Here is a 25,886-nt window from a genome sequence, read left to right on the forward strand (position 1 = left end):
AAAACGGTATTCATAAAACTAACATATTTATAGGGCAAAATTAAGCATATGTTATATATTTAAACCTATAATAAAAACGCTATTTTTTGTACTTTTAAGACATTTTATATGAAAATTCCTGTTTTAAAAATAAATCAGTTTAAGAAAATCAAGACTTTTAATGACCTTTATGTTAATGATTTTTTAAATCATATACAGTTAAACAAAGACTTGATAACAAAACCACATAGTCATAATTTTTATTTGTGTGTCTTATTTACCAAAGGAACTGGAACGCATGAAATTGATTTTAATAGCTATAGTATTTTACCTGGTAAGGTGTTTTTTTTAAAACCAGGTCAAACGCACGCTTGGAAGTTTGACACTAATCCGGAAGGTTATATCTTTTTTCATACACAGGATTTTTATGATCTTAATTTTTTAAGTCATGCATTGGAAAATTTTCCATTTTATTACTCCTATCAAAATCCACCAACACTAAAATTAGACACACAGCAAACTTTGGATTTAAACACTAAATTTGAGGTATTGTACAATGAGTACTCTAGCAATAATCTATTAAAAGAATTAAAACTAATTACTATAATTAGTAGTATTTATATTGATTTGACTAGAGCATATACCGCAAATGTAAAACCTGAAAACTTGATAACATCTAGCTATTCTAAAATTTTAGAGCAGCTAGAAATCTTGATTAATCAATATTTTTACACGCAAAAACTGCCTAATTTTTATGCTAATAAACTAAACATTACAACCAAACATCTTAACCGAGTGGTAAAGCAAACCTTAAATAAAACCACTAGTCAATTAATTTCTGAGAGGATATTACTGGAAGCCAAACGACTAATTGTACATTCTAAAAGCAACTTAACTGAAATATCAGATACTTTAGAATTTTCTGATTACGCTTATTTTTCTAAATTTTTTAAGTCTAAAACAGGCGTAACACCTATGGCTTTTAAAAAGCAATACTAAGTTAAGTTACATGTTTTAAACAACACAAGTTTAAATAACGTAAAATAACACCATAAAAAAGTGGCAAATAGCTCCTGCTAACACAAATAGATGCCATATTACATGATTATAAGGTATTTTTTCGATAGCATAAAAAACAATTCCTACTGTATAAGATAATCCTCCAGCCATAAGTAAAAGAATACCATTAGCATCCATTAAACTAGATAGTGTTGAAAAATCAAAAACCACTAACCAACCCATTACTAAGTACAGTAAAGTTGAAAAAGTGTTAAAGCGTCCAGTAAAAAACAATTTTAATACCACTCCAAAAGCAGCGATTCCCCAAACAATATAAAACAGCATCCAACCTAAACTTTGCTCTAAAGTAATTAGCAAAACAGGAGTGTAAGTTCCTGCTATTAGTAAGTAAATACTAACATGATCAACAATTCTAAAATAGTGTTTCTTTTTTTCGTCAGTAATAATATGATATAAAGTTGATGCTGTAAATAGGATTATTATGGATAGTCCATAAACCACGACACTAAATAAACTAAATTCGGTTTTCTTGGTTTCAAAAACAATTAATAATACTAAAGCTACAATCCCAAAAACAGCACCAATACCATGCGTCAGTGCGTTTAGCTTTTCTTCAAAAGGAGTTTGTTTTCGCATTTTATAAATTTTATTCTGTTTTTGACCATTTATTATTCAACTTAAAATATTCAAAATCTAAAGGTGATTTTACTAATTTTAATTGACCGTTTTGCCAAGCGCGTATTAATATATCTTCAATTAAATAATCCTCTTCAACATTTTCTGGGTCATACTCTCGCTTTAATGAGATATTAAATAAATAGGCAGTACTATTAAACCAAAAAGCTCTCCAACCGCTACGTAATTCTTTAATTAAATCAAAAGTCGTTTTACCAGTTTGTCTATGTATTAGTTTTACTAAAATTTGACCTTCTGTTCGTGTTAACTTTTTAAGCTCTTCAGAAAACTCTTCTTCAATATATTTTTGAACTTTTTTAGCATACTTTTTCTTATCACGTTTTCTATCTAAAGACTGCAATCTTGTATTTAAAGCATTTAACCTGTCCGCTGCTAACTTAGCATAAGGATAGACTTTTAAGGTTTTGCGACCTAAAATAAGGTAACGTCTTCTGTCTTCTTTAGATTTAAATGAAAGCTTATCCAAAATCATTACTTCGTCTAAATAAATAGATTTTTGAGGTATTGAATCACCTTCTATTATAATATACTCAACTTCTGTTGAGTCTTGCTCTATAATATTATCTTCTTGTCCAACAAGAAAAGTAGGTATGCATAATAATATAAAAAGGATGTATTTCATAAATAAATAACTACTAAAACTATTCCAAAACGGAAACTTATACTGTAAAATTAAGAATTAACGTATTGCTAACTATTAAATAAGTGTGAATATTGTTATTTTAGACAAAAATTAAATTAAATGGCAACAAAAAGCATACTAAACAAAAAGTCTATGGACTTTTTAGAAACATATCTAAACAATGCATCACCAACTGGCTACGAATGGGATGGTCAAAAAATATGGATGGATTACCTAAAACCTTATGTAGACACGTTTTTTACAGACACCTACGGAACTGCTGTTGGAGTTATAAATCCTGATGCAAAATTTAAAGTGGTAATTGAAGGTCATGCTGACGAAATCTCTTGGTACGTTAACTATATTTCTGATAATGGATTAATTTATGTAGTAAGAAATGGTGGTAGTGATCATCAAATCGCACCTAGTAAAATTGTTAATATTCATACTAAAAATGGTATTGTAAAAGGTGTTTTTGGATGGCCTGCAATACATACACGTAATAAAGCCAAGGAAGAAGCTCCAAAACCAAACAATATTACAATAGACGTTGGTGCAAAAGATAAAGAGGAGGTAGAAAAAATGGGTGTGCACGTTGGCTGTGTTATTACCTATCCAGATGAGTTTCATATTTTAAATGGAGACAAGTTTGTTTGTCGTGCTTTAGATAACCGTATGGGTGGTTTTATGATTGCTGAAGTGGCACGTTTGCTTAAAGAAAACAAGAAAACGCTACCATTTGGACTTTACATCACAAACTCTGTTCAAGAAGAAATTGGATTACGTGGTGCACAAATGATTACGGAAACAATCAAACCAAACGTAGCAATAGTAACAGATGTAACACATGATACTACAACACCAATGATTGACATGAAAGTACAAGGTCATGTAGAAATTGGTAAAGGTCCTGTTGTTGCTTACGCACCTGCTGTACAACAAAAATTACGTGATTTAATTACAGACACTGCAGATGATAATAAAATACCGTTTCAACGTGCTGCTTTAAGTAGAGCAACAGGAACTGATACTGATGCGTTTGCATATAGTAATGGTGGTGTTGCATCTGCATTAATCTCGTTACCATTACGCTACATGCATACTACTGTAGAAATGGTACATCAAGATGATGTAGAAAACGTAATTAAATTAATTTATGAAACATTACTTAAAATTGAAGATGGCGAAACATTTTCTTATTTTAAATAATAGCTCAGTCAAACTTGGCTAATAAGCAACTAATAATTAAGCCTCTTTTATTAAAAGAGGCTTTTTTAATCGTATAAAGTATGGATGAGTTAATAGATATAGTCACCAAAAATGGTAAACCCACAGGCCAATCTGCTTTAAAAAGTGAGATTCATAACAACGGACTTTACCACAATACAGCACACATTTGGTTTTATACTAACCAAGGTCAAATACTATTAGCGCAACGTGCAGCTTCAAAAGCAATCTATCCCTTACTTTGGGACGTTTCTGTAGCTGGACATATTGATGCAGGAGAATCTATTGAGAATGGCGCCATTAGAGAAATTAAGGAAGAAATTGGATTACAAATAAAACCTACTGATTTACAAAAAATTGGTGTTTTTGAGTGCTTTCAAAATTACCCTAACGGAATAAAAGATTACGAGTTTCATCATACATATATAACCCCATTAACAGTGTCAATATCTACACTAAAACCGCAGTTAGAAGAAGTTGAAGCACTTAAGCTAGTCACTATTTCTCAGTTTAAATCGCTTCTAGAAAATAGTAAAGCAAATGGTCATTTTGTTGCAAGCAATAAAGATTATTATGTACTCGTGCTAAACCAAATTTCTGAAAAAATATTATAATTTAAACCTATGCAACTACTATTGATGGCTTTAGCGCCAATTGTTATTATCATATTTTACATTTATCTAAAAGATAAGTACGAGAAAGAACCTAAACGTTTATTAATAATTTCGTTTTTATTGGGTGCTATTGTTAGTATTATTATTACCACACTACTCTACTCTGTCTTTAATATATTAGTCCCTTTAGAGAATAAACTAAGCATTTGGGAACAATTTAAACAAGCCTTTTTCGTGGTTGGTTTTTCTGAAGAATTAAGTAAATTTTTAATCGTATTACTTTTTGCACAACGCCATAAAGAGTTTAATGAGCCCTTTGACGGTATTGTTTATGCTGTTATGGTATCTATGGGGTTTGCAGCAACCGAAAACATCATGTACGTCATGCAAAGTGGGCCAGCAACAGCAATTGCCCGAGCATTTACCGCAGTACCTGCCCACGCTACATTTGGAATTTTAATGGGATACTTTATGGGTAAAGCAAAATTTGCACCTAACAAATTATACTTAAATTTATTAGGCTTATTTTTTGCTGTTTTATTTCATGGAGCCTATGACTTTTTCTTATTTATAGACTTTGTACCTGGTATTTGGGTTGGTGCTTTTGTATCTCTAGCAATTGGAATTTTCTTATCTAGAAGAGCCATTAGATACCATCAAAATAGTTCTGTTTTTAAAGACGATTTAAATTCTATTTCTTAACAAATTTTATCACACCCAAAGTACTTTCATTATTAAAAGTAACAAAATACAAACCATTAGCTAAAGCACTAACATCTATTGATGCATTGTTATAAAAGCTAGCATCATAAACTTGCTTTCCTGTAATATCAGTAATAGAAAATTGTATGGTTCTATTTAAAGCAGACTGTAATTGTAGCGTATTATTAACTGGATTTGGAAATAAAACTATCGATTTAGTAGTGTTTACAACCTGTGCTGTTGATAGCGTATAACTATTTAGTTCAGCTACATAACTATCTACAGAGTCTCCGTCTTCTGTTCCACTCCAATCACTACCAAATAATAATCTGGTCCCTGTTGGACTGATAGTCACATGTGGCTCTGCAAAATAACCAAACTCATCAGGATCACTTCTATGATGTGCTACTCTATAAACATCGGCATCAAACTCATTGACTTTCGCGATAAATAATTCTTGATCTAAAATCTGTACACCATCACGCTGAAAACCTAAACAAGAAACTGCAACCCAACCATCTCCAGTATTTTTATGCGCTAAAGACGATATATGTGTTCCTGATTTTGGATATGCATAATCACTATAAGTTGTAACAGCAAAACAGTCTCCTGTTGTCGCATTGTGCGCCACTAAAGTCCCTTGACAACCACCATTTACACCTTCTTCAAAATTAACGTTGTAATAAGCATCGTCTCCATTACTTAGTTTTCCTAAGCAAGAATGCTGTACGCCTGCTATATTTAAACTTCTCACAAAATCACCATTAGCATCATAAACATCTCCTCTATGAAAAAACAAATTACCACTAGGAAAAGGCATTGGTGCTGTATAAGCAACGTCTGATAAATTAAATTGTGTTAGTGTTCCTGTAGAGATTCTGTAATAATATGCAGCAGTATTTCCGCATCTAAAAGCAAATACATCATCATCCCATGACATCATTTGGACGTCATTACCTCCAGTTAAGCCATTACTAGCAATACAACCACTAATTGTTCTAATATTAACCAATACCGTTTTTACTTGGGTTTGCACATTGTAACTAATCAAATCATCCGTAGCGCCATCCATATAAAAGAATATATCTGGGTTTGAAAACGACCAAAAAATAGTCTCGATATCATCTGGATTGACATCTGTTAGGTTTCTTATAAACGTATAATCTTGACCATTTAATAATTGGTGATTTCCTCCGCCATAAACTATCATTAAACTTTCATCTGCATTCCAAGCTTGTATTGTGCTATACATAGGCTTAATAGAATTACCTGTTCCTGCATTAGTAATACGTCGTATTTGGGTTGCGGGAAAAGACGGGTCTGCTGCAGATTGCAAATAACCTGGTTTAGCTAAATCTTGCATTGGATGCTGTGCTAAGTCGTTTGCACTATATCCTAAGGACAAGTCTTGAGCGTAACTAACCTGAAATAATAAGCATAATAAAAGAAGTAATTTTATTTTCATAATCTATGGTGTATATAACTTAATTACGTAAAAATAAACCTAATAGATGTAATTGTTAACTATTAAAGAATAATATATTGGATTTCTGTTTTACTAAAACGATATAGTTACTTATCTTTATTGCTCATAATTTTAGACAAAATGAGCCAAAAATTTAATGTAAAAACAAATGGTCTTAATCAATTTGAGATAGACTCAGATGTTATAAAAAGCATTGATTCTGTTGAAGTTAAACAGAATACATTTCATCTTTTAGACAACAACAAACCTTTTAAAGTCGAAATCACGGAAAGTGATTTTCTAAAAAAAGCGTACACCGTAAAAGTTAACAACAACCTATATACAGTCCAAATAGAAGACCAATTGGATGCTTTAATAAAAGCAATGGGATTTGAAGTTGGTGCTTCCAAAAAAATTGATAACATAAAAGCACCAATGCCAGGATTAATCTTGGATATTATGGTTAAGCCTGGTGATGAAGTCTCTGTAAATACACCTTTACTTATCCTGGAAGCTATGAAAATGGAAAACAGTATTGTATCGCCTAGAGATGGTGTTATAAAGTCTGTAACAGGAACAAAAGGAAGTACTGTAGATAAAGGTGAATTGTTAATTGAATTTGAATAACATGAAAAAAATACTAGTCGCCAATCGTGGCGAAATCGCAATAAGAGTTATGAGTACAGCCCAGAAAATGGGAATTAAAACCGTAGCAGTCTACTCTACTGCAGATCGTAATGCGCCTCACGTAAAATTTGCTGACGAAGCTGTTTTAATTGGAGAAGCACCTTCTAATCAATCGTATTTGTTAGGCGATAAAATTATAGAAGTAGCCAAAAGCTTAAATGTTGACGGTATACATCCTGGTTATGGTTTTTTGAGTGAAAATGCAGATTTTGCAGAGCTTTGCGAAAAAAACAACATCACCTTTATTGGACCAAAATCGCATGCGATCAGAGTCATGGGTAGTAAACTTGCAGCTAAAGATGCTGTTAAAGGTTATGATATACCAATGGTACCAGGAACAGACCAAGCTATTACAGATATTCCTGAAGCTAAAAAAATAGCTAAGACTATTGGCTTTCCTATTTTAATAAAAGCCTCTGCTGGAGGTGGTGGAAAAGGAATGCGTGTTGTGGAAAACGAAGACGAATTTGAATCTCAAATGAATCGTGCTATTAGTGAAGCCGTTAATGCTTTTGGTGATGGTTCTGTTTTTATTGAAAAATACGTTGGATCGCCTCGTCATATCGAAATACAAGTTATGGCAGATACACATGGTAATGTCATTCATCTTTTTGAGCGTGAATGTAGTATACAACGTCGCCATCAAAAAGTAGTCGAAGAAGCGCCAAGTGTTGTTTTAACGCCAGAGTTAAGAGAAGAAATGGGACAAGCTGCAATTAAAGTAGCAAAAGCATGTGATTATGTTGGCGCTGGAACTGTCGAGTTTTTATTAGATGAAAACAAGAATTTCTATTTCCTTGAAATGAATACCAGACTACAAGTAGAGCATCCTGTATCAGAAATTATCGCTGGTGTTGACTTAGTAGAATTACAAATAAAAGTGGCTAGTGGCGAAGCTTTAGACATAAAACAATCTGATTTAAAAATTAATGGTCACGCTTTAGAATTACGTATTTATGCTGAAGATCCTTTAAACGATTTTCTACCTAGTGTTGGACATTTAGACGTTTATAAACTTCCAGAAGGAAAAGGGATAAGAGTGGATAATGGTTTTGAACAAGGTATGGATATTCCTATTTACTACGATCCAATGTTAGCCAAGCTAATTACTTACGGTAAAACACGTGAAGAAGCCATGCAACTAATGCGTCAAGCTATTGCAGATTACGATGTTAAAGGTATCGCAACCACGCTGCCTTTCGGGACGTTTGTTTTTAATCATGAGGCGTTTAAATCAGGAAACTTTGACACCCATTTTGTAAAAAAGTACTATTCTCCTGAAGCTTTAAAACAAGATGCAGAACACGAAGCTAAATTAGCTGCTCTTTTTGCTGTAAAACAGTATCTAGAGGATCAAAAGCAATTAAGACTACCAACTAATTAGATAATTACATAACGTATAGCGTTTACGACCATACGTGATTAAAATAGAGATATGGAATCTAAAATAAAAACCCTAAACGAAAAACTTGAGCTATCCAAATTAGGTGGTGGTCAAGATAGAATAGATAAACAACACCAAAAGAAAAAATTAACCGCAAGAGAACGTGTTACCTATTTAATGGACGAAGGTTCTTTTGAAGAAATTGGTGCATTAGTAACACATAGAACGGTTGATTTTGGAATGCAAAACCAAAAATTTTATGGTGATGGTGTTATTACAGGTTACGGAACAATAAACGGAAGATTAGTGTATGTTTTTGCACAAGATTTTACAGTATTTGGAGGTGCTTTGTCTGAAACACATGCCGAAAAAATTTGTAAAATAATGGACTTAGCACTTAAAGTTGGTGCGCCTTTTATTGGTCTTAATGATTCTGGTGGTGCACGTATCCAAGAAGGTGTTAGATCCTTAGGTGGATATGCAGATATTTTTCATAGAAATGTAAAAGCATCTGGTGTTATCCCACAACTATCTGCTATTATGGGTCCATGTGCTGGAGGAGCTGTTTACAGTCCTGCAATGACGGATTTTACTATGATGGTAGAGGATACAAGTTATATGTTTGTTACAGGTCCAAACGTGGTTAAAACAGTAACTAACGAGGAAGTTACCAGCGAAGAACTTGGTGGAGCAAGTACACACTCGACTAAATCTGGTGTAGCCCACGTCACATCGTCTAACGATATAGAATGTCTAGAAGATGTTAAACGTTTACTTAGCTATTTACCACAAAGCAACTTAGAAAAACCAAAAGATTTACCATTTAAGTTAGGTGATGAAATTAGAGACGAACTTAAAACAATCATTCCTTTAAATGCCAACAAGCCATATGACATGCATAATGTTATAAAAGGCATAATTGATGTAGATAGCTTTTTTGAAATCCATAAAGATTATGCTGAAAACATTATTGTTGGATTTGCAAGAATTGGTGGTAAAAGCGTTGGTATTGTAGCCAACCAACCCTTATTTTTAGCTGGAGTTTTAGATGTAAATAGTTCGCGTAAAGCAGCAAGATTTACACGATTTTGTGATGCCTTTAATATTCCGTTATTAGTGTTAGTAGATGTACCAGGATTTTTACCAGGAACAGATCAAGAATGGAACGGAATTATAGTGCATGGAGCAAAACTATTATATGCTTTAAGCGAAGCTACAGTGCCTAAAGTAACTGTAATTACAAGAAAAGCTTATGGTGGTGCTTACGACGTTATGAACTCTAAACACATTGGAGCGGACTTAAATTACGCTTGGCCAAGTGCTGAGATTGCTGTTATGGGAGCAAAAGGTGCAAGTGAAATTATTTTTAGAAAAGAAATAAAAGCAGCAGATAATCCTGAAGAAAAACTTTTAGAAAAAGAAGCCGAATATGCTGAGCTGTTTGCTAATCCTTATAAAGCTGCAGAACGTGGTTTTATAGATGAAGTTATTCTTCCTGAAAACACTAGACGTAAATTAATAAAAGCGTTTAAAATGTTAGAACATAAGGAAGAAGTTTTACCAAATAGAAAACATGGTAATATTCCTTTATAGAAAAAATAATACATAAAGAAAGCATAAAAAAAGAGCCTCAATTGAGGCTCTTTTTAGTTTCCCTAAAAAATTAGAGATTACTAGCTATACTCTATTCAATAATCACTTTTTGAGCAGATACTGTGATTCCATCTGTCATTCTTACAACATAAATCCCTGACGCTATCGTGCTAACATCTAAAGTATTTAATCCTGCTGTTAAGCTTCCTTTTTTGACTAAACCTCCAATGACATTGTACATTTGGTACTCATAATTACTATTAGCAGTGTTTAATTTAATATTCAAAAGACCTGCATTCACTGGGTTTGGATACACTAAAGGTGCTGTTTCACTTGATAATTGAACTTCTTCTACACCTAATGTTTCATTTAAAATACTAATTTCCCAAAGTCCTCTTCCATATGTTCCAACTACCAATTTGTCCTGCGTGTAGTTAATTTCTAAATCATTAATAACCACATTTGGCAATCCTTGACCTAGCTTAGTCCAATCTTCAGTTCCTGTTTTATAATACACGCCTATTTCTGTACCTAAAAACAAAATCTCTTGACCTTGATTTTGTTTTAAAACCACTTGTTTTGCAACAATATTTGGTAATCCTGCTGAAATATTAGTCCAAGTCGATCCGCCATCCATAGATTTAAAAACCTTTGATCCGTCTACATAACCATTTACTGTTGCATATAAAATATTAGTGTTATTTTGGTTTAATGAAACAGAATTCATTTTAGCACCAGCTTCAGGTTGATTAACTGTGGTCCATGTACTTCCATCATTACTTGATTTTCTAACCGTAGTTTCTCCAATAACTATTAAATTATTTCCAAAAGTTTCGATATACTCTATAGCTCCTGCTCCAGAGTTTAAGTTAGTCCATGTGTCTCCTTTATTAGCCGATTTATAAACATCTGCAAAACCACCATATAATATTGAAGAATTTGTGGAGTGCATTTTTAGCGTCCAAACAAAAGGTGCTCCTGCTGTTGGTGTTGTTAAACTTGTTCCCCAAACATCACCTAAAAAGCCATTATCTGCTCTTGTTAATCCACCATTTTGCGACCCTAAATATCTAATTTGAGGATTTGTATAATCTACTGCTGTACAAGTACCATCTCCTGCTCCTGCTGTTACCCATGTTGGTACACCTCCAACTAACTCTAAACTGTATCCATCATTATCTTGGTTTCCCATAATCATGTTATCTGTTGTGGTTTGTGGTGTTATTGCTACTGAATATAGCTGCGTTACTATTACTCCGTTTGACTTATATTCTACCGTAGGTTTTTCATCTGCAATAGTGCTATAAGTAACAAAATTTAATCCTCCATCGTTTACATTCCAAAAAGAATAGCCATCATCTAAAGGTCCCATTTCATGTATATCTGCATGTCCATAAGAACCAGCAGAAGTGTTATCTGACCAAGAATTGTTTAAAGTTACATACCATGTATTACCTGAGTCATCAGAATTTATTCCATCCACTACTCCACTAATAATCAATCCATCTTTTACAGTTAAACATTGGTTATAAGAACCTTGTGTATTATATCCTACTGCTGGCACACCAATAGTCGTTAAAACTGGTGATGCTAAAGTAGTATTATAAGTAGACACCTGTCCATTATCATTTTGTACATAAAACACACCTGATTGATCTGATGTAATAGCATGACGCTGACTACTTGTGCCTTCTGACACTAAAACACTCCATGTACTTCCATTATTTGAAGAGAAAAACAATCCACCCCAACTATCCGAACAGATAATATTATTACCATTTCTATGAAACTTACCTATTACAGCATCGTCATAATTATGAGTATATACATTGGTCCAAGTGATACCTCCATCTGTTGTTTTTTTGATATGTTTGTTAGTTCCAACTATGACTGTATTAGCATCAAGAACAATTAAATTAGAAGTTGACTCTTGTTGATTTAAATTGAAAGTCAAATTTGTAGGCTGATAGGTTTCTCCAAAATCAGTTGACTTATACACACCTATTGATTTGATATGTCCAGCATCAAAATCTCCAGTAGAGATATAAATAGTGCCTGGATTATTAATATCTGCACTACTACTTTTAATATCTGTAACACCAATACCTGCTAAATGATCTAATTTAGGTGTCCAAGAGGTTCCGTTATCTGTAGATTTCCATACACCTCCAACTGGAGCACTTACAAACAATACATTTTGACTTGGATCAGTAGCATGTGTGTACCTTAAAAAGTTAGTCAATCGTCCTAATTGTGGTTGATTAGGATAACCGTTAGCATCTGGTACTTCTTGTGGTCCAATATTTGTCCATGTTTGTCCTGTATTTGAAATTCTACTAGTCTGACTTGCTAAACTTATATTGTCTTTAAATTTACCATTCGCATCAATAATACCAGCATTATAATAACCTGAAAAGGCATTAGGAAAGTTTCCGTTTAGATCTACTCTATCTTTCCAAAAATAAGCCCAACGTTCAAATTGCTTATGCTTTTTAATTTCGGTTTTAGATGCATTTTTATTGAATGCTCCCAAATCCTCTCTAACTTGTTTTATGATCTGGTAATAATTACTACCTTTTATATAAGGTGTCTTTTTGTAGTCTATAGATTGAGCATAGGATACAATCGTGAAGACCAAGAATAAAAAAGTAATTGTTTTTTTCATGTTTTTATGTTGTTATTTGAACGTCACAAATATCTATTAACATCTTGAAAACATTGTAAACAAAGACTACGCATTGACTACGCACTTTTGTTTTAAATAAAAAAATCCCCAAAAGCAGCTGCTCTTGAGGATTCCTAACATAGTTAATTATTGCTATTATTTAACTATCAACTTATATGTAAATATTCCGTTTTCATTATTGATTCTAACAAAATAAAATCCCGTTTGATACTGCGAAATATCAATTTTATAATCTTCGATTAAGTTAATATTCTTTTTAAAGAACATTAATTTTCCTAAGGCATTAAATACTCTAACATCTACTGATTCATCTGAATTAGATACTAAATTAAAAGTTTGTGATGCTGGATTTGGATACATTTTAATACCAGATTTTTTGGTTAAATTATCCGTTATTCCTAAAGTCGTAACATCGTAACGAGGTGTACGCCAAACTCCACGACCATAGGTAGCAGTGTATAATTTATTATCTGAATAATTAATTTCTAACTCGCTAATTTTTACATTAGGCAAATTATTGATAAATGGTTGCCATGAATTATTAGTAGTATTATCAATGTAATACACACCATAATCCATACCTAAATACAATCCATCATTACCATTATTATCCCAAACTAAAGCTAAAGCACTAAAATCCGGTAAATCAAATTTATAAGACGTCCATGTTGTACCACCATCATTTGTAACATATACTTTTTCTGTACCTATAGTTGCAATTGCAACCTTATTGGCATTAGTTGGGTGAATAGCAACAGAATTTATATTATCACCAGAATAGCTAGATAATTCTGTCCAAGTTCCTGAACCTGTTATTGTTTTATATAATTTATTTTGGTATGATGCATACATTGTATTTGGATCAGATTGAGCTATTTTAAGATGATTTAATTTAGAACTAAATACTTGCGATATTGCAGTCCAATTTAACCCACCATCTAAAGACTTATAAACTTGATCGTAACCAGCATAAATAACATTTACAGCAACTGGATCTTGCTCAAAAGGTGTAACCCAATTTCCTGTTTTATTATCAGGAATAGTGATACCAGCCAAGGTTTGACCACCATCAATAGATTTATTTAAACTACCTTGTTGAGCTGTACCGTAAATAATTTGGCTATTTGTTTTATCTACAAAACCGTCCATACCATCTCCACCAATCCAATCTCTCCAAACACCTGTTGAAGTTAATGTAGCGCTTCCATTATCTTGAGCACCACCTGTAACTACTACTGGATTAGTTTGGCTAATACCAAAAGCGTAAAACTGTCTAATCCCTAATCCTGCTGTTATATCTGTAAAATAGCTTGTACTTATTGGTCCTGCGCTGTTTGTAGCTTTAAAAACACCTCCATCAGTTGTTGTATACAATGTACTTCCAACGAAAGTTAATAAATCTACATCAGCATGAGAATAACCTAAATTATTTGATTCCGTATCAGAAATATTCCAGTTTGTTGTTGGATTAAAAGTAACACCACCATCCAAAGAACGCCAAGTATTAATACCTGCAATATGCACTTCGTTAACATTAGTAGGACTTACTGCAATATCCATATCTCTTGGTGCTTGCCCACTTGTTGCATCACTTGGGTCTGTAGCAACTACATTATATCCAAAATAATTTTTACCAGAGTGCTCTAATGTTATAAAATTGTTTCCACTATCTGTAGATTTATATAACCCATTAAAATGCGCTCCAGAAACACCACTTGCTTCCACCAAATAAACTACAGATGGATCCGCTTCTGAAACAGCTAACATTTTAGCTCCTGAATTAAACACGTTAGGTGTTGAAGACTCAAAACCATCACTAAATAACACACCTAAATTAGAAGTTTCGACAGTCACATCATCTAATGTGACACCTCCACCACCAGCGTTAGTAACAGCTCCTTCAAAAGCAATATAATAATCAGATGAAGGATTAGGTAAATTTAAAGTAATATCTGACCATGACTCTTGAGCAGTCGTATAACTAGCTAGTTCTACCCATGAACCTGATAAAGCGGTTTTATAATACACTTTTAAAACATCAACATCCCCAAAATAATCAGGCTGTGTATATGAAAATTTTACAACTGGATTAGTTGCAGAATCTAGATTTAAAGCTGGAATAACTAACTTAGTAATATTACCAGACGCTCCATTGGTTCCTCTAACAAATAATCCCAGACCATTTCCTGTTTTAGGTGTTATAGAAGTCACTCCAAAATGCTGAAAACCAACAGCTGCAGAAGTCCAATCAATAGAGCCATTAACATATTCTGTGTCAAAATTAGGGATTCCTGTTGGTGTTTCAATTTTATTGAAGGTAGTACCACCATCCGTAGATTTAAAAACAGAAGTACCAGAAGCATAAATTGTATTAGAATCAAATGGTTTAAACTCGAAATCATAACCTCTATAATCTGCTTCTGGATGAATTAATGACCAAGAACTACCAGAATTAGTAGACTTAAAAAGCCCACCATGCTCAACACTACAGTACATTTTTGAAGGTGTATTTGGATCTATCAAAATTCTGTTAACTTCTCCAGCACCTATTGTGCCAGCTACAAAATTCCAAGTTGCTCCAGCATCTGTAGATTTAAATATTGTTCCGTTATCTGATCCCCAAAAATAAGTTGAAGGGTCTGTGGGATGCATAGCTAACGCATAAACCTTCATGTTAGAAAAATTATCACATAACGGTGACCAGTTGATTCCACCATCTAATGTTTTCCATACACCTCCTGTTTCTGCACCTACAATAATATGGTTTTGATTACCTGTTTCAAAAGCTATAGAAGTAATTCTGCCTGTCCCAGGATTCCAACCAGAAGTGGCATTCCATGAATATGGTCCTAATTGCTCCCAGTTACCGTTGTCTGAAGATACACTTCTACTGTTAATTGCTTTTTGATTGATATAGTTATTATAACGCTCTAATTCATTATAATAAAATTTATTAGATCTTAAAACTCCATTTTGTTTAATGGATCTTAAAGCTTGATATTCCCAACGTTTATATTGTTTGTAACCAGTGCCTCTTCCTTTATCTTTATTTTCAAAATGGGCTTCAGCTGCTGCTTGAATTTCTTGGACTGTGTAAGTCCCTTTATTAATCATTTCACTATAATCATTGGATTGCGAAAACAATGGTCCAGTTGATAATAGTAATAATACTAAGTAGATTTTTTTCATTGTTAATTTAGAGTTATAATTTATATCTCTACAAATAACTAAAGGCTATTTGCATTAATAAAATTATAAACTACGCATTGACTACGCACATATTAAAAAATATGTAAATGAGAGTTTTACTAAATTAAAGCGTACTTATTTTAGAATCCTTAAACGTATCATTCAAGTAATCTATTAGCGTAAGTGTATTATCTAAATCCTCAATTTTTTTTGATATACGATAACGTTTACTCTCTACAGCACGTGTTGAAGTATTTAAAAACGCAGCAATTTCTTTATTTTTGAAACCTAAAAACAGATAATAACAAATAATGATTTCGGAATCATTTAAGTTTGGATGCATGGTTTTTATTTGAGTAAAAAACTCAATATTGACATCATTAATTAGCTCTAAATAATTTTCTTCTTTAGCTAAAAACGTAGATGATTGATGGTGTATGTTTTTATATAATGCTTTTGTTTTTTCTTTTTGTTCTGTAGAATTGTCAATGGAAGAGATTGTCCTTAATTCTTTTTTAAGCTCTGTAATATAATCCTCCAATCCTCTAACCTTTACTTTTAATTTTTCATGGTTAGTTTGCATAAACTGGTATTCATCTTTTCGCTTAGTAAACTCGACAATCTTCAATTTAATTTTCTTGTAACGTAATGCGATTACAGAACCAAAAATGACAATAGCACTAATAAGTATTGCAATCCAAACTCTGTTAGTATTTCTTTTTTCAGTAACCACTAACAACGCTTCGTCTGTATTTACCAAGGCTTTATTTATATCTAAACTTGCGTTGGTTACTTTTTGCAATTGTTGTTCATTAAAAATACGCAGCGAATCTAGATAGTTATTTTTAGCTTCAACTTTACCTAATTGTTCATAATAATCTGCATACAAATTAAAATATTGTTTAACATCAGAACTATTCATAAAATGACGTAAGTCTTTAGAAGCTTCTAAATAAAAACCAACAGAGTCTATTGCTTTTTGCTCTAAAAAAACTTCTCCAAAACAATTATTAATTGTCACTACATGGGATTTGTGCAATGAAGGTGAAATGGTTTTATCATTTTTTAAACTTTTAAGTAATTTAAAATAATAATGAGCAGTATTTAACTTATTTAAATGCGCATAGTTAGAAGACAACATAAACAAAGCATACATGTAATAGTATTGGTCTTCCTTAATGTTTTTGTAAGTCTCTAAATTTGATAATATCAAAGCATTACTTTTAGCATAATTTGTTTTATCATACTCCACAAAAGCATACATTTGACTCACTTCTGCTAATCCATTTGTGTTATTAGTTTTGGTGTAAAACTGTTTAGCATCCTCCAAATATTTAAATGCTGTTGAATCCTTTTTAATTATATAAGTGTTAAAAAAAAGCTCTAAAGACACCATTCCTGCTATGTCGTAGTCTTGCTCTAGTTTAGCATATTTTAATGCTAAATAAAAGTTTTGAAACTGCTTAATAGGCTCATCATTAGCATCATTTATAAGTCCTTTTAGTTGGTAATAATGCGCTAAGCGATCTTTAATATTAGATGTTATTGGATCAGGAATACTATTTAAAAATTGTTCTGAAACTTTGGGATTATTGTCAATATACAGGTCTGCAGAGTCAATTAAACTATAATAATTTAGCTTGTTATTAGTCTGGCTAACTGCTAATCCACTATGTAAAATAAGCGTTATAAATAAAGTAAAAACAAATTTAATCTTGAACTGCTTAAAAATCATTAAAATCTAACTTAGTTATAGGGTTTAAGACAAATTTAGGTAAATTAAAACTCTTATAAAATGTAATATTTACTTTACTGCAAACATTAAAAATAAAAGTAGATTTAAGATTAAATTTCAGATGCAATTTTAATAAATTAACTAAAAACTATTACCAATAATGAGAAAAGTATCGCAAATGCTGACAAATTTAAAAATAGACTATTTTAAAATTTAACACTTTAACTACTAGTTATTTATATACATTTGCTAAATTATATCTACCGTATTATTTAAGATGAAAACAAAACTTTTTTTTCTTGTATTAGTTACTGCTTTTGTAACCAATAGTTTTGCTCAAGGCGAGTTGCCTTTACCTACCAGTGATGGCAGAATTGCTTTATTAACCTCTTTGGTAGATAACAATCTTCAAAAAACATTAGAAAAAGAAATTAACGCAAATCCATTATGGAAAACGTTAATTAATCAGAAAAAAATGGCAATTGGTTTAGTAGACTTAAGAGACACTAATAATGTAAAATTTGCACGACTTAATGGCAACCACATGATGTACGCTGCAAGTTTACCAAAAATTGCTGTTTTACTTGCTGCAATGGATGCTATTGATAAAAAAGAATTAATTGAAACCAAAGACATAAAAAAGGATATGCGTCTAATGATTAGCAAATCCAATAATCAAGCAACAACCAGAATGATAGACCGTTTAGGTTATGATAAGATTGAAGCGGTTATGAGAAGTCCAAAATATAAGTTTTACGACGAAAATTTTGGTGGTGGTCTTTGGGTTGGAAAACGCTATGGTGGTGGCGGAAACACTAACAGAGAGCCTTTAAAAAACCTTAGTCATGCTGCAACTGTTACACAAGTTTGTAGATATTATTACTTGTTAGCTAATGGTAAATTAGTTAACAGAAAACGTTCTAAACAAATGTTAGATATTATGGAAAACCCTGAGTTACACCATAAATTTGTAAATACTTTGGACAAAATTGCTCCTGATGCTAGAATATTTAGAAAATCTGGATCTTGGAAAAATTACCATTCCGACTCTGTTTTAGTTTGGGGAAAAGACAGTAACAGACGTTACATTTTGGTAGCATTAATAGAAGATTCTGCTGGAGAACAAATTATTAGAGATTTGATAAAACCAATTGAAAAAGTTTTAAGAACACAATAGTTAGCTATTAAATTCAGACCATAATTTCTGTTATAAAACATAAAAACAATACCTTTATAGTGTTATTTGATAATAACTTTTGACCTATAAATACGACTTTGAAAATCACACTTCCTTTTAACAAGAAGCTTAAAACTTTTATTTTAAAAGCATTTGATATTAAAGAAGAAGAGTTAAATAAAACGCTTCTACTCCAACTCAATATTTTTATTTTAATTACAACTTTGTTGGTTGTAAAACCTACAATTAATTCGCTTTTTTTATCAGAGCTTACCTCTAGCGCGTTACCTTTAGGTTACGTACTTACTGCCTTAATGGCTATAGTTGGTTCGTTTTTTTACACCAAAGCTTTAGAAAAATACACATTAAATATTATTATAGATAAAACGCTAATTGCTTCTATAATATCCTTAATTGCATTTGGTGTATTATTAAAATTTAATGTTATTTCTGGCAACTTTTTATACGTTCCGTATGTTTGGGTAGCCATTTATGGGCTGCTTACTGCTTCACAATTTTGGTTACTTGCTAATGTGGTTTATAATGTTAGAGAAGCCAAACGTGTTTTTGGATTTATTGGTGCAGGAGCAATTGCTGGTGGTATATTTGGTGGATACCTTACCTCCTTACTAACCGCGCTATTGTATACTGAAGACTTACTATTTATAGCTGCTTTACTAGTAACAATATGTGTGCCTTTATCTAGATATATTTGGAAACATGAGGTTAAAAGTCTAAACGAGTTTCAGTTATCCATAAAAAATGAGACTAATTCTAAATCCCCTTTTAAACTTATTAGACAATCCAAATTATTAAGCTTAATAGCATTAGTCATTGGGATGAGTGTTTTAATAGCTAAACTAATTGATTATCAATACAGTGATTATGCCTCTAGATTTATAGCTACAGAAGACGAGTTAACCTCATTTTTTGGTTTTTGGTTTTCTACATTAAGTGTAATTTCATTATTAATACAATTATTTTTAACCAAGCGTATTGTTGGTACTTTTGGCGTTGGCAAATCCCTTTTATGGTTGCCTGCTGGTATTTTAATTGGCTCTATTTTACTTCTTTTTATACCAGAGTTATGGGTTATAGTATTTATAAAAGTTATTGATGGCAGTTTAAAACAGTCCGTAAACAAAGCATCTACAGAGTTGTTGTCCATACCTATCCCAATGGATATTAAAAAGAAAACCAAAACTTTTACAGATGTTGTAGTGGATAGTATTGCTACCGGAATTGCAGGTTTTATTCTAATATTTTTTATTAACGGTTTAGATATTTCATCTACATCAATAAGTATTATAATTATCGTCTTAATTATTATATGGTTGGTTTTAATCTATTTTTTAAGACAGCAATATGTCATCGCATTTAAACAACTTTTAGATAATTCTGAAGTCAAAAAAAGTAAAGTACATAAAGAGGAACTTAAAGTCAGCTCCATTATTGGTTCTGTATTACGTGTTTTAAATACTGGAAAAGAAAATCAAATACTTAACATGCTTGAAAAAACCTTAGAGGTTAAGGACGAACGTTTTTTTTATGCCATTAAAACATTACTAAATCATAAATCACCTAAAATAAAAGCTTTAGCAATTGATAATTTATACTTTTTAAAAACAGAAAATTTATCAACGCAAATTGAAGCTATGATTTACGACGATAACCAGCAAGTTACAACGTCTGCCTTTAGATATCTTTTAAAAAATTATAAGCAAAATACAATCGTTTTATTTGAAAACCACATAAATAGTACAGACAACACCATTGCTAACGCAGCTTTAGTAGGCTTATCCTTGGAGTTAAGAAACAACCAATTACTGCAAAATCGTTTTAACTTAGAACAGAAAATAGAAGCTGCATTAAATAAATATTTAGAACTTAAGGATACCGATTTAAAAAATAACACCATTAAATCTGTGTTAGAAAGTATAGGTAATGCAAAAATAACCATGTATTACAACGTCCTTAAAACACAACTACTATCCAAAGATTTAGACGTTTTAAAAACCGCTATAATTAGTGCTTCTAGAACCTTAGACCCAGAGTTTATTGCGCCTATTATTTCGCATTTATCAATAAAAGACACCAGACAAGTTGCAGTGGATGCCTTATATTTTTATAATGATCCTGTTATTGATGTACTTTACCAAAAAGTGATTAAAGAAACTATTGATTTTGAAGATGCTGCCTATGTAATTTTGGTTATCGAAAAGTTTAAATCTCAAAAAGCCATTAACACATTAATGTTGCTAACTGGTGATACAGAACATACAGTTAAAATTGAAGCTATAGAAGCCTTAAAACGATTAAAATGGAAGTATCCACATCTAAAAATTAAAGATCGCTTTATAGTGGATAAAATTTTAGACGAATGTCAATTATATCAAAATACATTAGCTGTTATACACACTCAAATTGTGTTACAATATAAAATGAAATCGGTAACCATAGAGTCTAAAGATGAAAACGAAGCAAGAAACGGACTAATCCATTTACTAGAACAACGTCTTGACAGACAATTACAGCGTATTTTTAGATTTTTAGGAATCAAATATCCACCCAATGATGTTGACCCAATACTTAACACCATTATGCATGGTAAAGAAGAACAACGTATTCATGCTATCGAGTTTTTAGATAATATCCTAAATAGTCAACTTAAAAAAGAATTAATTCCAGTTGCCGAATCTGTGTTACTAGATTTCAACTCTGAAGAGAAATTAAAAAAATTAAATCTTAAGGTTTTTAGTGAAATTGAATGTTATAATGAGCTTTTAAAACGAAAAGATGTGAAACTAAAATTTGCTGTTTTATATCTCATAGAAAAATCAAATAACACCAGCTTTAAACCACTTTTAGAATTGGTGTTAATTAATGAAACAAACAAAAAAATTAGAGCAAAAACCGAAACACTTTTAGGTATTACTTCCTAATTAGTTTATCAATATTTGCAGCTAAAGTCATGTGGTCCGTTGCCGAGTTTTTACGCAATACATTAGTCATTAATACAACCATATAAGTTGTTTTATCAGGATGCTCTACAATTGCAACAGAGTTCATAAAGTTTTGAACATTACCCATATACTTACCACAAGCTTGTCCATTGCTTCTATCACATTTATATAAACTTCCGGATTTAAAATAGACTGCAGCTTCCTTTAAAGCAGGAGCTTGTGCATATCTAATACGTCTGTCTGTCATGTACATTAAACGTTTCATTTCTAAACTTGACTGCTCATCAATTACATTACCTTGTTCTAATTGCACTAAAAATTTCATGACACCAAAAGGCGTTCCAATACTTCCGCCTTTATCACCTACATAAGTATTTGCTCCTCTTGTAAAAAAGCTTCCTAAACGCCATTCGTCTGCTGTAATACCTAAGTTGCGTAACGGTAAATTTACTACATCGTTACCAAGATCTGTTAACACTTTTTTCTCTGTAGTTTTAAAATAAGTTAAGGCATCTGCTTCAGTTAATTCAGGATATTTTTCGCCAAAAGCTTGCATCAATAACACTTCGCGCCAAACAATACTTGCTGCTCCATTATTACTAACAGATAACATATGGTCAGCCCACTCAAATAAAGAAAACTCGTCACTAGCTATAACCTGACGTTTTACTAATTTTTTGGTTTCAATGTTATAAATAGGTATAGTATGCTCATCTGTTAATCCCCAAACTCCTGCTTTAACTACTTTAGTTTTTAATAATGCAATGCGTTTTTCAAAATTATCTGGATAAATTTTAGATAATTGATCAAATAACCCTAATAATACAGCTAGCTTACCAACGCTTCCAGGCTGATAACCAGAAGTTTCATTACGATGCGCATATTTAATATCGTTTAAATCTGTAATATCCATTACAGTTAACGAGTAACTTTTATCTAATCCTCTAAACAGATTATTAATGTCTTTCTGAAAAGCTTCATTCTCTTTAAAAAAACAATGTAAACTGTCTGCTGCTTTTTCTTTTAAATTTAATTTGATATCCAAATAGGATTTAAACGCACCTTCAGGTAAGGTTTGTTTCTCCACTATTTCACCACTTTTAATCAATTCTAAACGCTTTAAACGTTTGATTCCAGTGTACTCATAACCATCAATTGGATATAAAGTTACTGTTGTAAAAGCAGAACAGATTAGCACTAAAACTAGAACAATTAATACTTTTTTCATTTATATTTTTTTTGAAAGCGCTATCGCTTTATTAGTGTTTACTATTGGTGTTATGGATTGTAAATACGTAGAACTTAATGCCTTTTTATTTTCTACAAAAGGTCTAATTTGAAACAACCATAGTTTGTTATCCTTAAAACCTAACTCGACATCATAAGCACCTTCATACTCGGTATCTGTAGCATTTGGCATGGTTTCTCTAATGGTTTTAGCTAATTGCTTTATATCTGCAATATTTTGAGCGTTTAAAATAGGCTGCTCAAAGGTTGCAGATTGTTTAAGCGTACCACCTGTAATTGGTAAACTATTATAATAACGCTCACGCGAAGGTGCTAAAAATTGATAACCTCCAGTATCTTTTAATAAATACGTTTCAGAGGATTGACCATCTACAGCTCCACCTGCTCCTCTACTAAAAGCTATCGTTAAATCTTGATCATTTCCAGACGTTAATCCTTTTGTTATTAGCACTCCAGAATAATCAACATCCACACTAGGAATTACTAAAATTGATGGAAATACATTTTCTGGATTTAATAAATATTTTTGTCTCCATTTAAAACTACGCTCAGTATAAGGTGATGCCCAAACATCTTTGATACCCTCTAATATTTTGGATTTATCAACAACATTAAACAGTGTTAGGTTTAATCCTGCTCCTGTAAATTCTTTTAAATCTTCCATATTGGTGTCACTTCTTAAAAACACAGGAATAGCACCTAAATCTTGTCCTAAAACTGTTTTAAAATCAGTTTCCATTTGCGCTATAAATTCTGTTTTTAAAGGCATTTTTTTAATAGCAGCACGTAATGTTTCTAATTGTCTTAATTGGTAATGCTCAATTTCTTCTTCTGCAATACCATTTGTTTCCATTGCAATTGCTTCATTAAACATTGCTTCTAAAAATTGCCAATAAGTTTTGTTTTGGTCAGGCATTTCTTGATTCATATGATCTCTAAATATCCCAAACGGAATTACTAAACCTTCCACAACTTGTTCCGGAAACATTTTTTTAAGTTGTCCTAAATTGGCTGCTTTTGGACCACAAATCTTACCAGAATTACTCGCATCGACACTTCGGAGATTTAAAACATTATTCTGGTTTAAAATAATGGTTTCAACAGGGACTTCTATTTTTTCGTTACGACGTTCTTTTTTAACAAATAAAGCGCGTTCTTCCTCAGACATGTCTTGTTCTGTTTTGATAATCACATTGCCTTTATTTGACACAGCATAAAATACTTTTTGACCACTATAAGTCATTAAGTCCGCTAAATTTTGATCTGATAAAGCTGCATTTGGTATCCCTAAATTACGTGCTAATAGTTGTACATGAGACACCATATTACCTTCAGATACCGTTGCTATACCTGCAATAGGCTTTAAATCTGCTGGTGGACGCTGGAAAATATATATTTTATTTGAAGATACCTCAATATCATCAGGAGATCCTGCTACGACCACTAACTCTCCAAACGCATAACCAGGATTTAAACCTCGTATCGTACTTTGATTTGGAATACTAAGCACTTTGTTAGTCAATGCAGACTCGTTGGCTATAAAGTCGCCTAATTCTCCTACTGCTTTACCTAAATGTAAAGCAATAGACCCTCTAATTTTATCATCAATAAAACCATAAGCTAGAGGCTCAAAAGTAGTATAGGTATTAACGGTTTCTTGATAAGTGGCTTTAACCATTCCAGAACTCCATTCAACCAAACTTCTACCATTTTGCAAAACAGAGGTTAAGTCACCTAAAGTAGTATCATTTGTTGTATTTGCAGATAGTGTAAGTGTTAGAGCTTCCCACTCATGCTGTTCGATATAACCAGCAGCAGCTGTAGCCATACCTAGGTAACAAATTTTATCTACTAACTGTTCTACCGTTTTTGGTTCCCAAAGTGGTGCATTTTTAAAAATTACTTCTTCTAATTTTAATGATATATCTAATAATTGTAAACGTGCTAATGGACGTTTTTCATCCATGACAGCCTTTTTTAATAGCGCTAATACCTCTGCTGTATTTTGGATTAAATCCGAAGTTTTACTTGTTTCATGCTGTTCAGATACATAATCCTTAAATGCCTTTCCAAAAGTTGTGTCTTTTATCAATGTTGCTTTTTGCAATACAGCAGTTAAATCTATTGGTTTAAAGAAGGTAGTCATAGTAATTATTAGCTCGTCAATCAACTTGATTTGATTAACAGATAATTTTGTTAGGTGTTTAGCCTTAAAAGTTTTTACTTTTTCGATATCATTAAATTCTGGTTGTGCATGGATTTTAACACGCAAATCCATAAATGGTAAATAAGCATCAGATAGTACTTTGGATTGGCTTCGCATTAATTGCGCTAAATTATCGTCTCCATTATGCGGAATATCCTTTAAGGATTGTCTTACTAAAAAGTAATTTTGTTGTATAACATCGTCCTTTGCCAAAAGCCATTTGTAAAAATCAATTCCCCAAGCTTCTTCGTCCTCCGACTGAATGGCACCTCTATAAAACTGACTTTTTCTGTTAATCCAACCATCATCAACTCCTCTTAAATATTTATCTAATTGGTATTGTTTTAATCTAGAATGGCTAGCTGGTGCATCCCAAAATGCTTCAGTTTTTGTATAGGCCAAAATTTGACCTAAAAATATATGATTACTTACTGCTAATTTTTCGACGTCACCCTTATATCTAGCATGTTGATTTCCTGGACCAATATTATCTGGACAAGGGTCTTTGGGTTGCCTAACGCTACCATCTGTACAAAACCAACGAATATCTTTGTAAGGACCTCGTAAATCATTTTTGTATTTAGCAATTTGCTCCTGTATGACATCCGAAGCAATTTGTTGTGCTGATATTTGGTTAGAAACCATTAAAAAAATCAGGCTGATTATTAGATTATTTCTCATTGAAAATCAAAG

At 32.1% G+C, this 25,886-nt stretch carries 17 protein-coding genes; 9 read left to right on the forward strand and 8 right to left on the reverse strand.

The genetic code is table 11. The features are described from left to right. Positions 1 to 108 precede the first annotated feature (108 nt). The gene (locus V6251_RS10705) at positions 109 to 978 is read left to right on the forward strand and encodes an AraC family transcriptional regulator (RefSeq protein ID WP_341588215.1); all 870 of its coding nucleotides are present in this window, start codon (positions 109 to 111) and stop codon (positions 976 to 978) included. 30 nt (positions 979 to 1,008) lie between these two features. Here V6251_RS10705 and trhA read toward each other — a convergent pair whose 3' ends face one another. Beyond that, positions 1,009 to 1,635, reverse strand: coding sequence for a PAQR family membrane homeostasis protein TrhA (trhA, locus tag V6251_RS10710; RefSeq protein ID WP_341588216.1), 627 nt, complete (start codon positions 1,633 to 1,635; stop codon positions 1,009 to 1,011). Between the two features lie 10 nt (positions 1,636 to 1,645). Next, entirely contained in the window at positions 1,646 to 2,317 is a 672-nt protein-coding gene (locus V6251_RS10715) for a DUF4294 domain-containing protein (RefSeq protein WP_341588217.1), read from the reverse strand. A gap of 120 nt (positions 2,318 to 2,437) precedes the next feature. On the opposite strand from V6251_RS10715, the gene V6251_RS10720 reads away from it, so the two are divergent. The 3 genes from V6251_RS10720 to V6251_RS10730 all read left to right on the forward strand — a co-directional run bounded on the left by V6251_RS10720 (position 2,438) and on the right by V6251_RS10730 (position 4,860). Continuing rightward, on the forward strand, positions 2,438 to 3,526 hold the full coding sequence (locus tag V6251_RS10720) for a M42 family metallopeptidase (RefSeq protein ID WP_145001490.1): 1,089 nt from the start codon (positions 2,438 to 2,440) through the stop codon (positions 3,524 to 3,526). An 80-nt stretch (positions 3,527 to 3,606) separates the two neighbouring features. Continuing rightward, positions 3,607 to 4,158 (forward strand): NUDIX hydrolase, encoded by a 552-nt coding sequence (locus V6251_RS10725; protein ID WP_341588218.1) that lies wholly within the window; start codon positions 3,607 to 3,609, stop codon positions 4,156 to 4,158. Positions 4,159 to 4,167: 9 nt separating this feature from the next. Further along, positions 4,168 to 4,860 (forward strand): PrsW family intramembrane metalloprotease, encoded by a 693-nt coding sequence (locus V6251_RS10730; RefSeq protein ID WP_090838637.1) that lies wholly within the window; start codon positions 4,168 to 4,170, stop codon positions 4,858 to 4,860. Here V6251_RS10730 and V6251_RS10735 read toward each other — a convergent pair. Then, a complete protein-coding gene (locus V6251_RS10735; RefSeq protein ID WP_341588219.1) occupies positions 4,850 to 6,325 on the reverse strand; it encodes a T9SS type A sorting domain-containing protein in 1,476 nt (491 codons plus the stop codon). The two genes, V6251_RS10730 and V6251_RS10735, sit on opposite strands and share 11 nt — an antisense overlap. Positions 6,326 to 6,466: 141 nt before the next feature. Here V6251_RS10735 and V6251_RS10740 point away from each other — a divergent pair, with 141 nt between their 5' ends. From V6251_RS10740 to V6251_RS10750, 3 genes are read left to right on the forward strand one after another with little or no spacing between them, the layout of a single operon-like run. After that, positions 6,467 to 6,952 carry an acetyl-CoA carboxylase biotin carboxyl carrier protein subunit gene (locus V6251_RS10740; RefSeq protein ID WP_341588220.1) on the forward strand — a complete coding sequence of 162 codons (486 nt, stop codon included), beginning with the start codon at positions 6,467 to 6,469 and terminating at the stop codon, positions 6,950 to 6,952. Between the two features lies 1 nt (position 6,953). After that, positions 6,954 to 8,396, forward strand: a complete 1,443-nt coding sequence (gene accC / locus V6251_RS10745) for an acetyl-CoA carboxylase biotin carboxylase subunit (RefSeq protein ID WP_341588221.1) — start codon at positions 6,954 to 6,956, stop codon at positions 8,394 to 8,396. 51 nt (positions 8,397 to 8,447) lie between these two features. After that, complete coding sequence (locus tag V6251_RS10750; protein ID WP_341588222.1) at positions 8,448 to 9,989, forward strand: acyl-CoA carboxylase subunit beta; 1,542 nt, start codon at positions 8,448 to 8,450, stop codon at positions 9,987 to 9,989. A gap of 91 nt (positions 9,990 to 10,080) precedes the next feature. On the opposite strand, the gene V6251_RS10755 is transcribed toward V6251_RS10750, so the two are convergent. The 3 genes from V6251_RS10755 to V6251_RS10765 form a co-directional block, all read right to left on the reverse strand. Beyond that, positions 10,081 to 12,654, reverse strand: coding sequence for a T9SS type A sorting domain-containing protein (locus tag V6251_RS10755; RefSeq protein ID WP_341588223.1), 2,574 nt, complete (start codon positions 12,652 to 12,654; stop codon positions 10,081 to 10,083). 156 nt (positions 12,655 to 12,810) lie between these two features. Beyond that, positions 12,811 to 15,864 (reverse strand): T9SS type A sorting domain-containing protein, encoded by a 3,054-nt coding sequence (locus tag V6251_RS10760; protein WP_341588224.1) that lies wholly within the window; start codon positions 15,862 to 15,864, stop codon positions 12,811 to 12,813. A 124-nt stretch (positions 15,865 to 15,988) separates the two neighbouring features. Beyond that, the gene (locus V6251_RS10765) at positions 15,989 to 17,599 is read right to left on the reverse strand and encodes a helix-turn-helix transcriptional regulator (RefSeq protein WP_341588225.1); all 1,611 of its coding nucleotides are present in this window, start codon (positions 17,597 to 17,599) and stop codon (positions 15,989 to 15,991) included. 277 nt (positions 17,600 to 17,876) lie between these two features. Between V6251_RS10765 and V6251_RS10770 the strand changes: the two genes are divergently transcribed. Then, positions 17,877 to 18,776 carry a serine hydrolase gene (locus V6251_RS10770; protein WP_341588226.1) on the forward strand — a complete coding sequence of 300 codons (900 nt, stop codon included), beginning with the start codon at positions 17,877 to 17,879 and terminating at the stop codon, positions 18,774 to 18,776. Between the two features lie 98 nt (positions 18,777 to 18,874). Then, positions 18,875 to 21,718 carry an Npt1/Npt2 family nucleotide transporter gene (locus V6251_RS10775; protein ID WP_341588227.1) on the forward strand — a complete coding sequence of 948 codons (2,844 nt, stop codon included), beginning with the start codon at positions 18,875 to 18,877 and terminating at the stop codon, positions 21,716 to 21,718. Here V6251_RS10775 and V6251_RS10780 read toward each other — a convergent pair. Then, the gene (locus V6251_RS10780) at positions 21,708 to 22,967 is read right to left on the reverse strand and encodes a serine hydrolase (RefSeq protein ID WP_341588228.1); all 1,260 of its coding nucleotides are present in this window, start codon (positions 22,965 to 22,967) and stop codon (positions 21,708 to 21,710) included. The genes V6251_RS10775 and V6251_RS10780 overlap by 11 nt on opposite strands. After that, positions 22,968 to 25,874: a PEP/pyruvate-binding domain-containing protein gene (locus V6251_RS10785; RefSeq protein WP_341588229.1), complete on the reverse strand. Its 2,907-nt coding sequence runs from the start codon at positions 25,872 to 25,874 to the stop codon at positions 22,968 to 22,970. Positions 25,875 to 25,886: the final 12 nt, after the last annotated feature.

Source organism: Olleya sp. Ti.3.14 (genome assembly GCF_038154885.1).
Classification (GTDB): Bacteria; Bacteroidota; Bacteroidia; order Flavobacteriales; family Flavobacteriaceae; genus Olleya.

Bases quoted from the DNA above. Each gene is read 5' to 3' on its own strand.
- V6251_RS10705 (WP_341588215.1), top strand. From the start codon at position 109: ATGAAAATTCCTGTTTTAAAAATAAATCAGTTTAAGAAAATCAAGACT.
- trhA (WP_341588216.1), bottom strand. From the start codon at position 1,635: ATGCGAAAACAAACTCCTTTTGAAGAAAAGCTAAACGCACTGACGCAT.
- V6251_RS10715 (WP_341588217.1), bottom strand. From the start codon at position 2,317: ATGAAATACATCCTTTTTATATTATTATGCATACCTACTTTTCTTGTT.
- V6251_RS10720 (WP_145001490.1), top strand. From the start codon at position 2,438: ATGGCAACAAAAAGCATACTAAACAAAAAGTCTATGGACTTTTTAGAA.
- V6251_RS10725 (WP_341588218.1), top strand. From the start codon at position 3,607: ATGGATGAGTTAATAGATATAGTCACCAAAAATGGTAAACCCACAGGC.
- V6251_RS10730 (WP_090838637.1), top strand. From the start codon at position 4,168: ATGCAACTACTATTGATGGCTTTAGCGCCAATTGTTATTATCATATTT.
- V6251_RS10735 (WP_341588219.1), bottom strand. From the start codon at position 6,325: ATGAAAATAAAATTACTTCTTTTATTATGCTTATTATTTCAGGTTAGT.
- V6251_RS10740 (WP_341588220.1), top strand. From the start codon at position 6,467: ATGAGCCAAAAATTTAATGTAAAAACAAATGGTCTTAATCAATTTGAG.
- accC (WP_341588221.1), top strand. From the start codon at position 6,954: ATGAAAAAAATACTAGTCGCCAATCGTGGCGAAATCGCAATAAGAGTT.
- V6251_RS10750 (WP_341588222.1), top strand. From the start codon at position 8,448: ATGGAATCTAAAATAAAAACCCTAAACGAAAAACTTGAGCTATCCAAA.
- V6251_RS10755 (WP_341588223.1), bottom strand. From the start codon at position 12,654: ATGAAAAAAACAATTACTTTTTTATTCTTGGTCTTCACGATTGTATCC.
- V6251_RS10760 (WP_341588224.1), bottom strand. From the start codon at position 15,864: ATGAAAAAAATCTACTTAGTATTATTACTATTATCAACTGGACCATTG.
- V6251_RS10765 (WP_341588225.1), bottom strand. From the start codon at position 17,599: ATGATTTTTAAGCAGTTCAAGATTAAATTTGTTTTTACTTTATTTATA.
- V6251_RS10770 (WP_341588226.1), top strand. From the start codon at position 17,877: ATGAAAACAAAACTTTTTTTTCTTGTATTAGTTACTGCTTTTGTAACC.
- V6251_RS10780 (WP_341588228.1), bottom strand. From the start codon at position 22,967: ATGAAAAAAGTATTAATTGTTCTAGTTTTAGTGCTAATCTGTTCTGCT.
- V6251_RS10785 (WP_341588229.1), bottom strand. From the start codon at position 25,874: ATGAGAAATAATCTAATAATCAGCCTGATTTTTTTAATGGTTTCTAAC.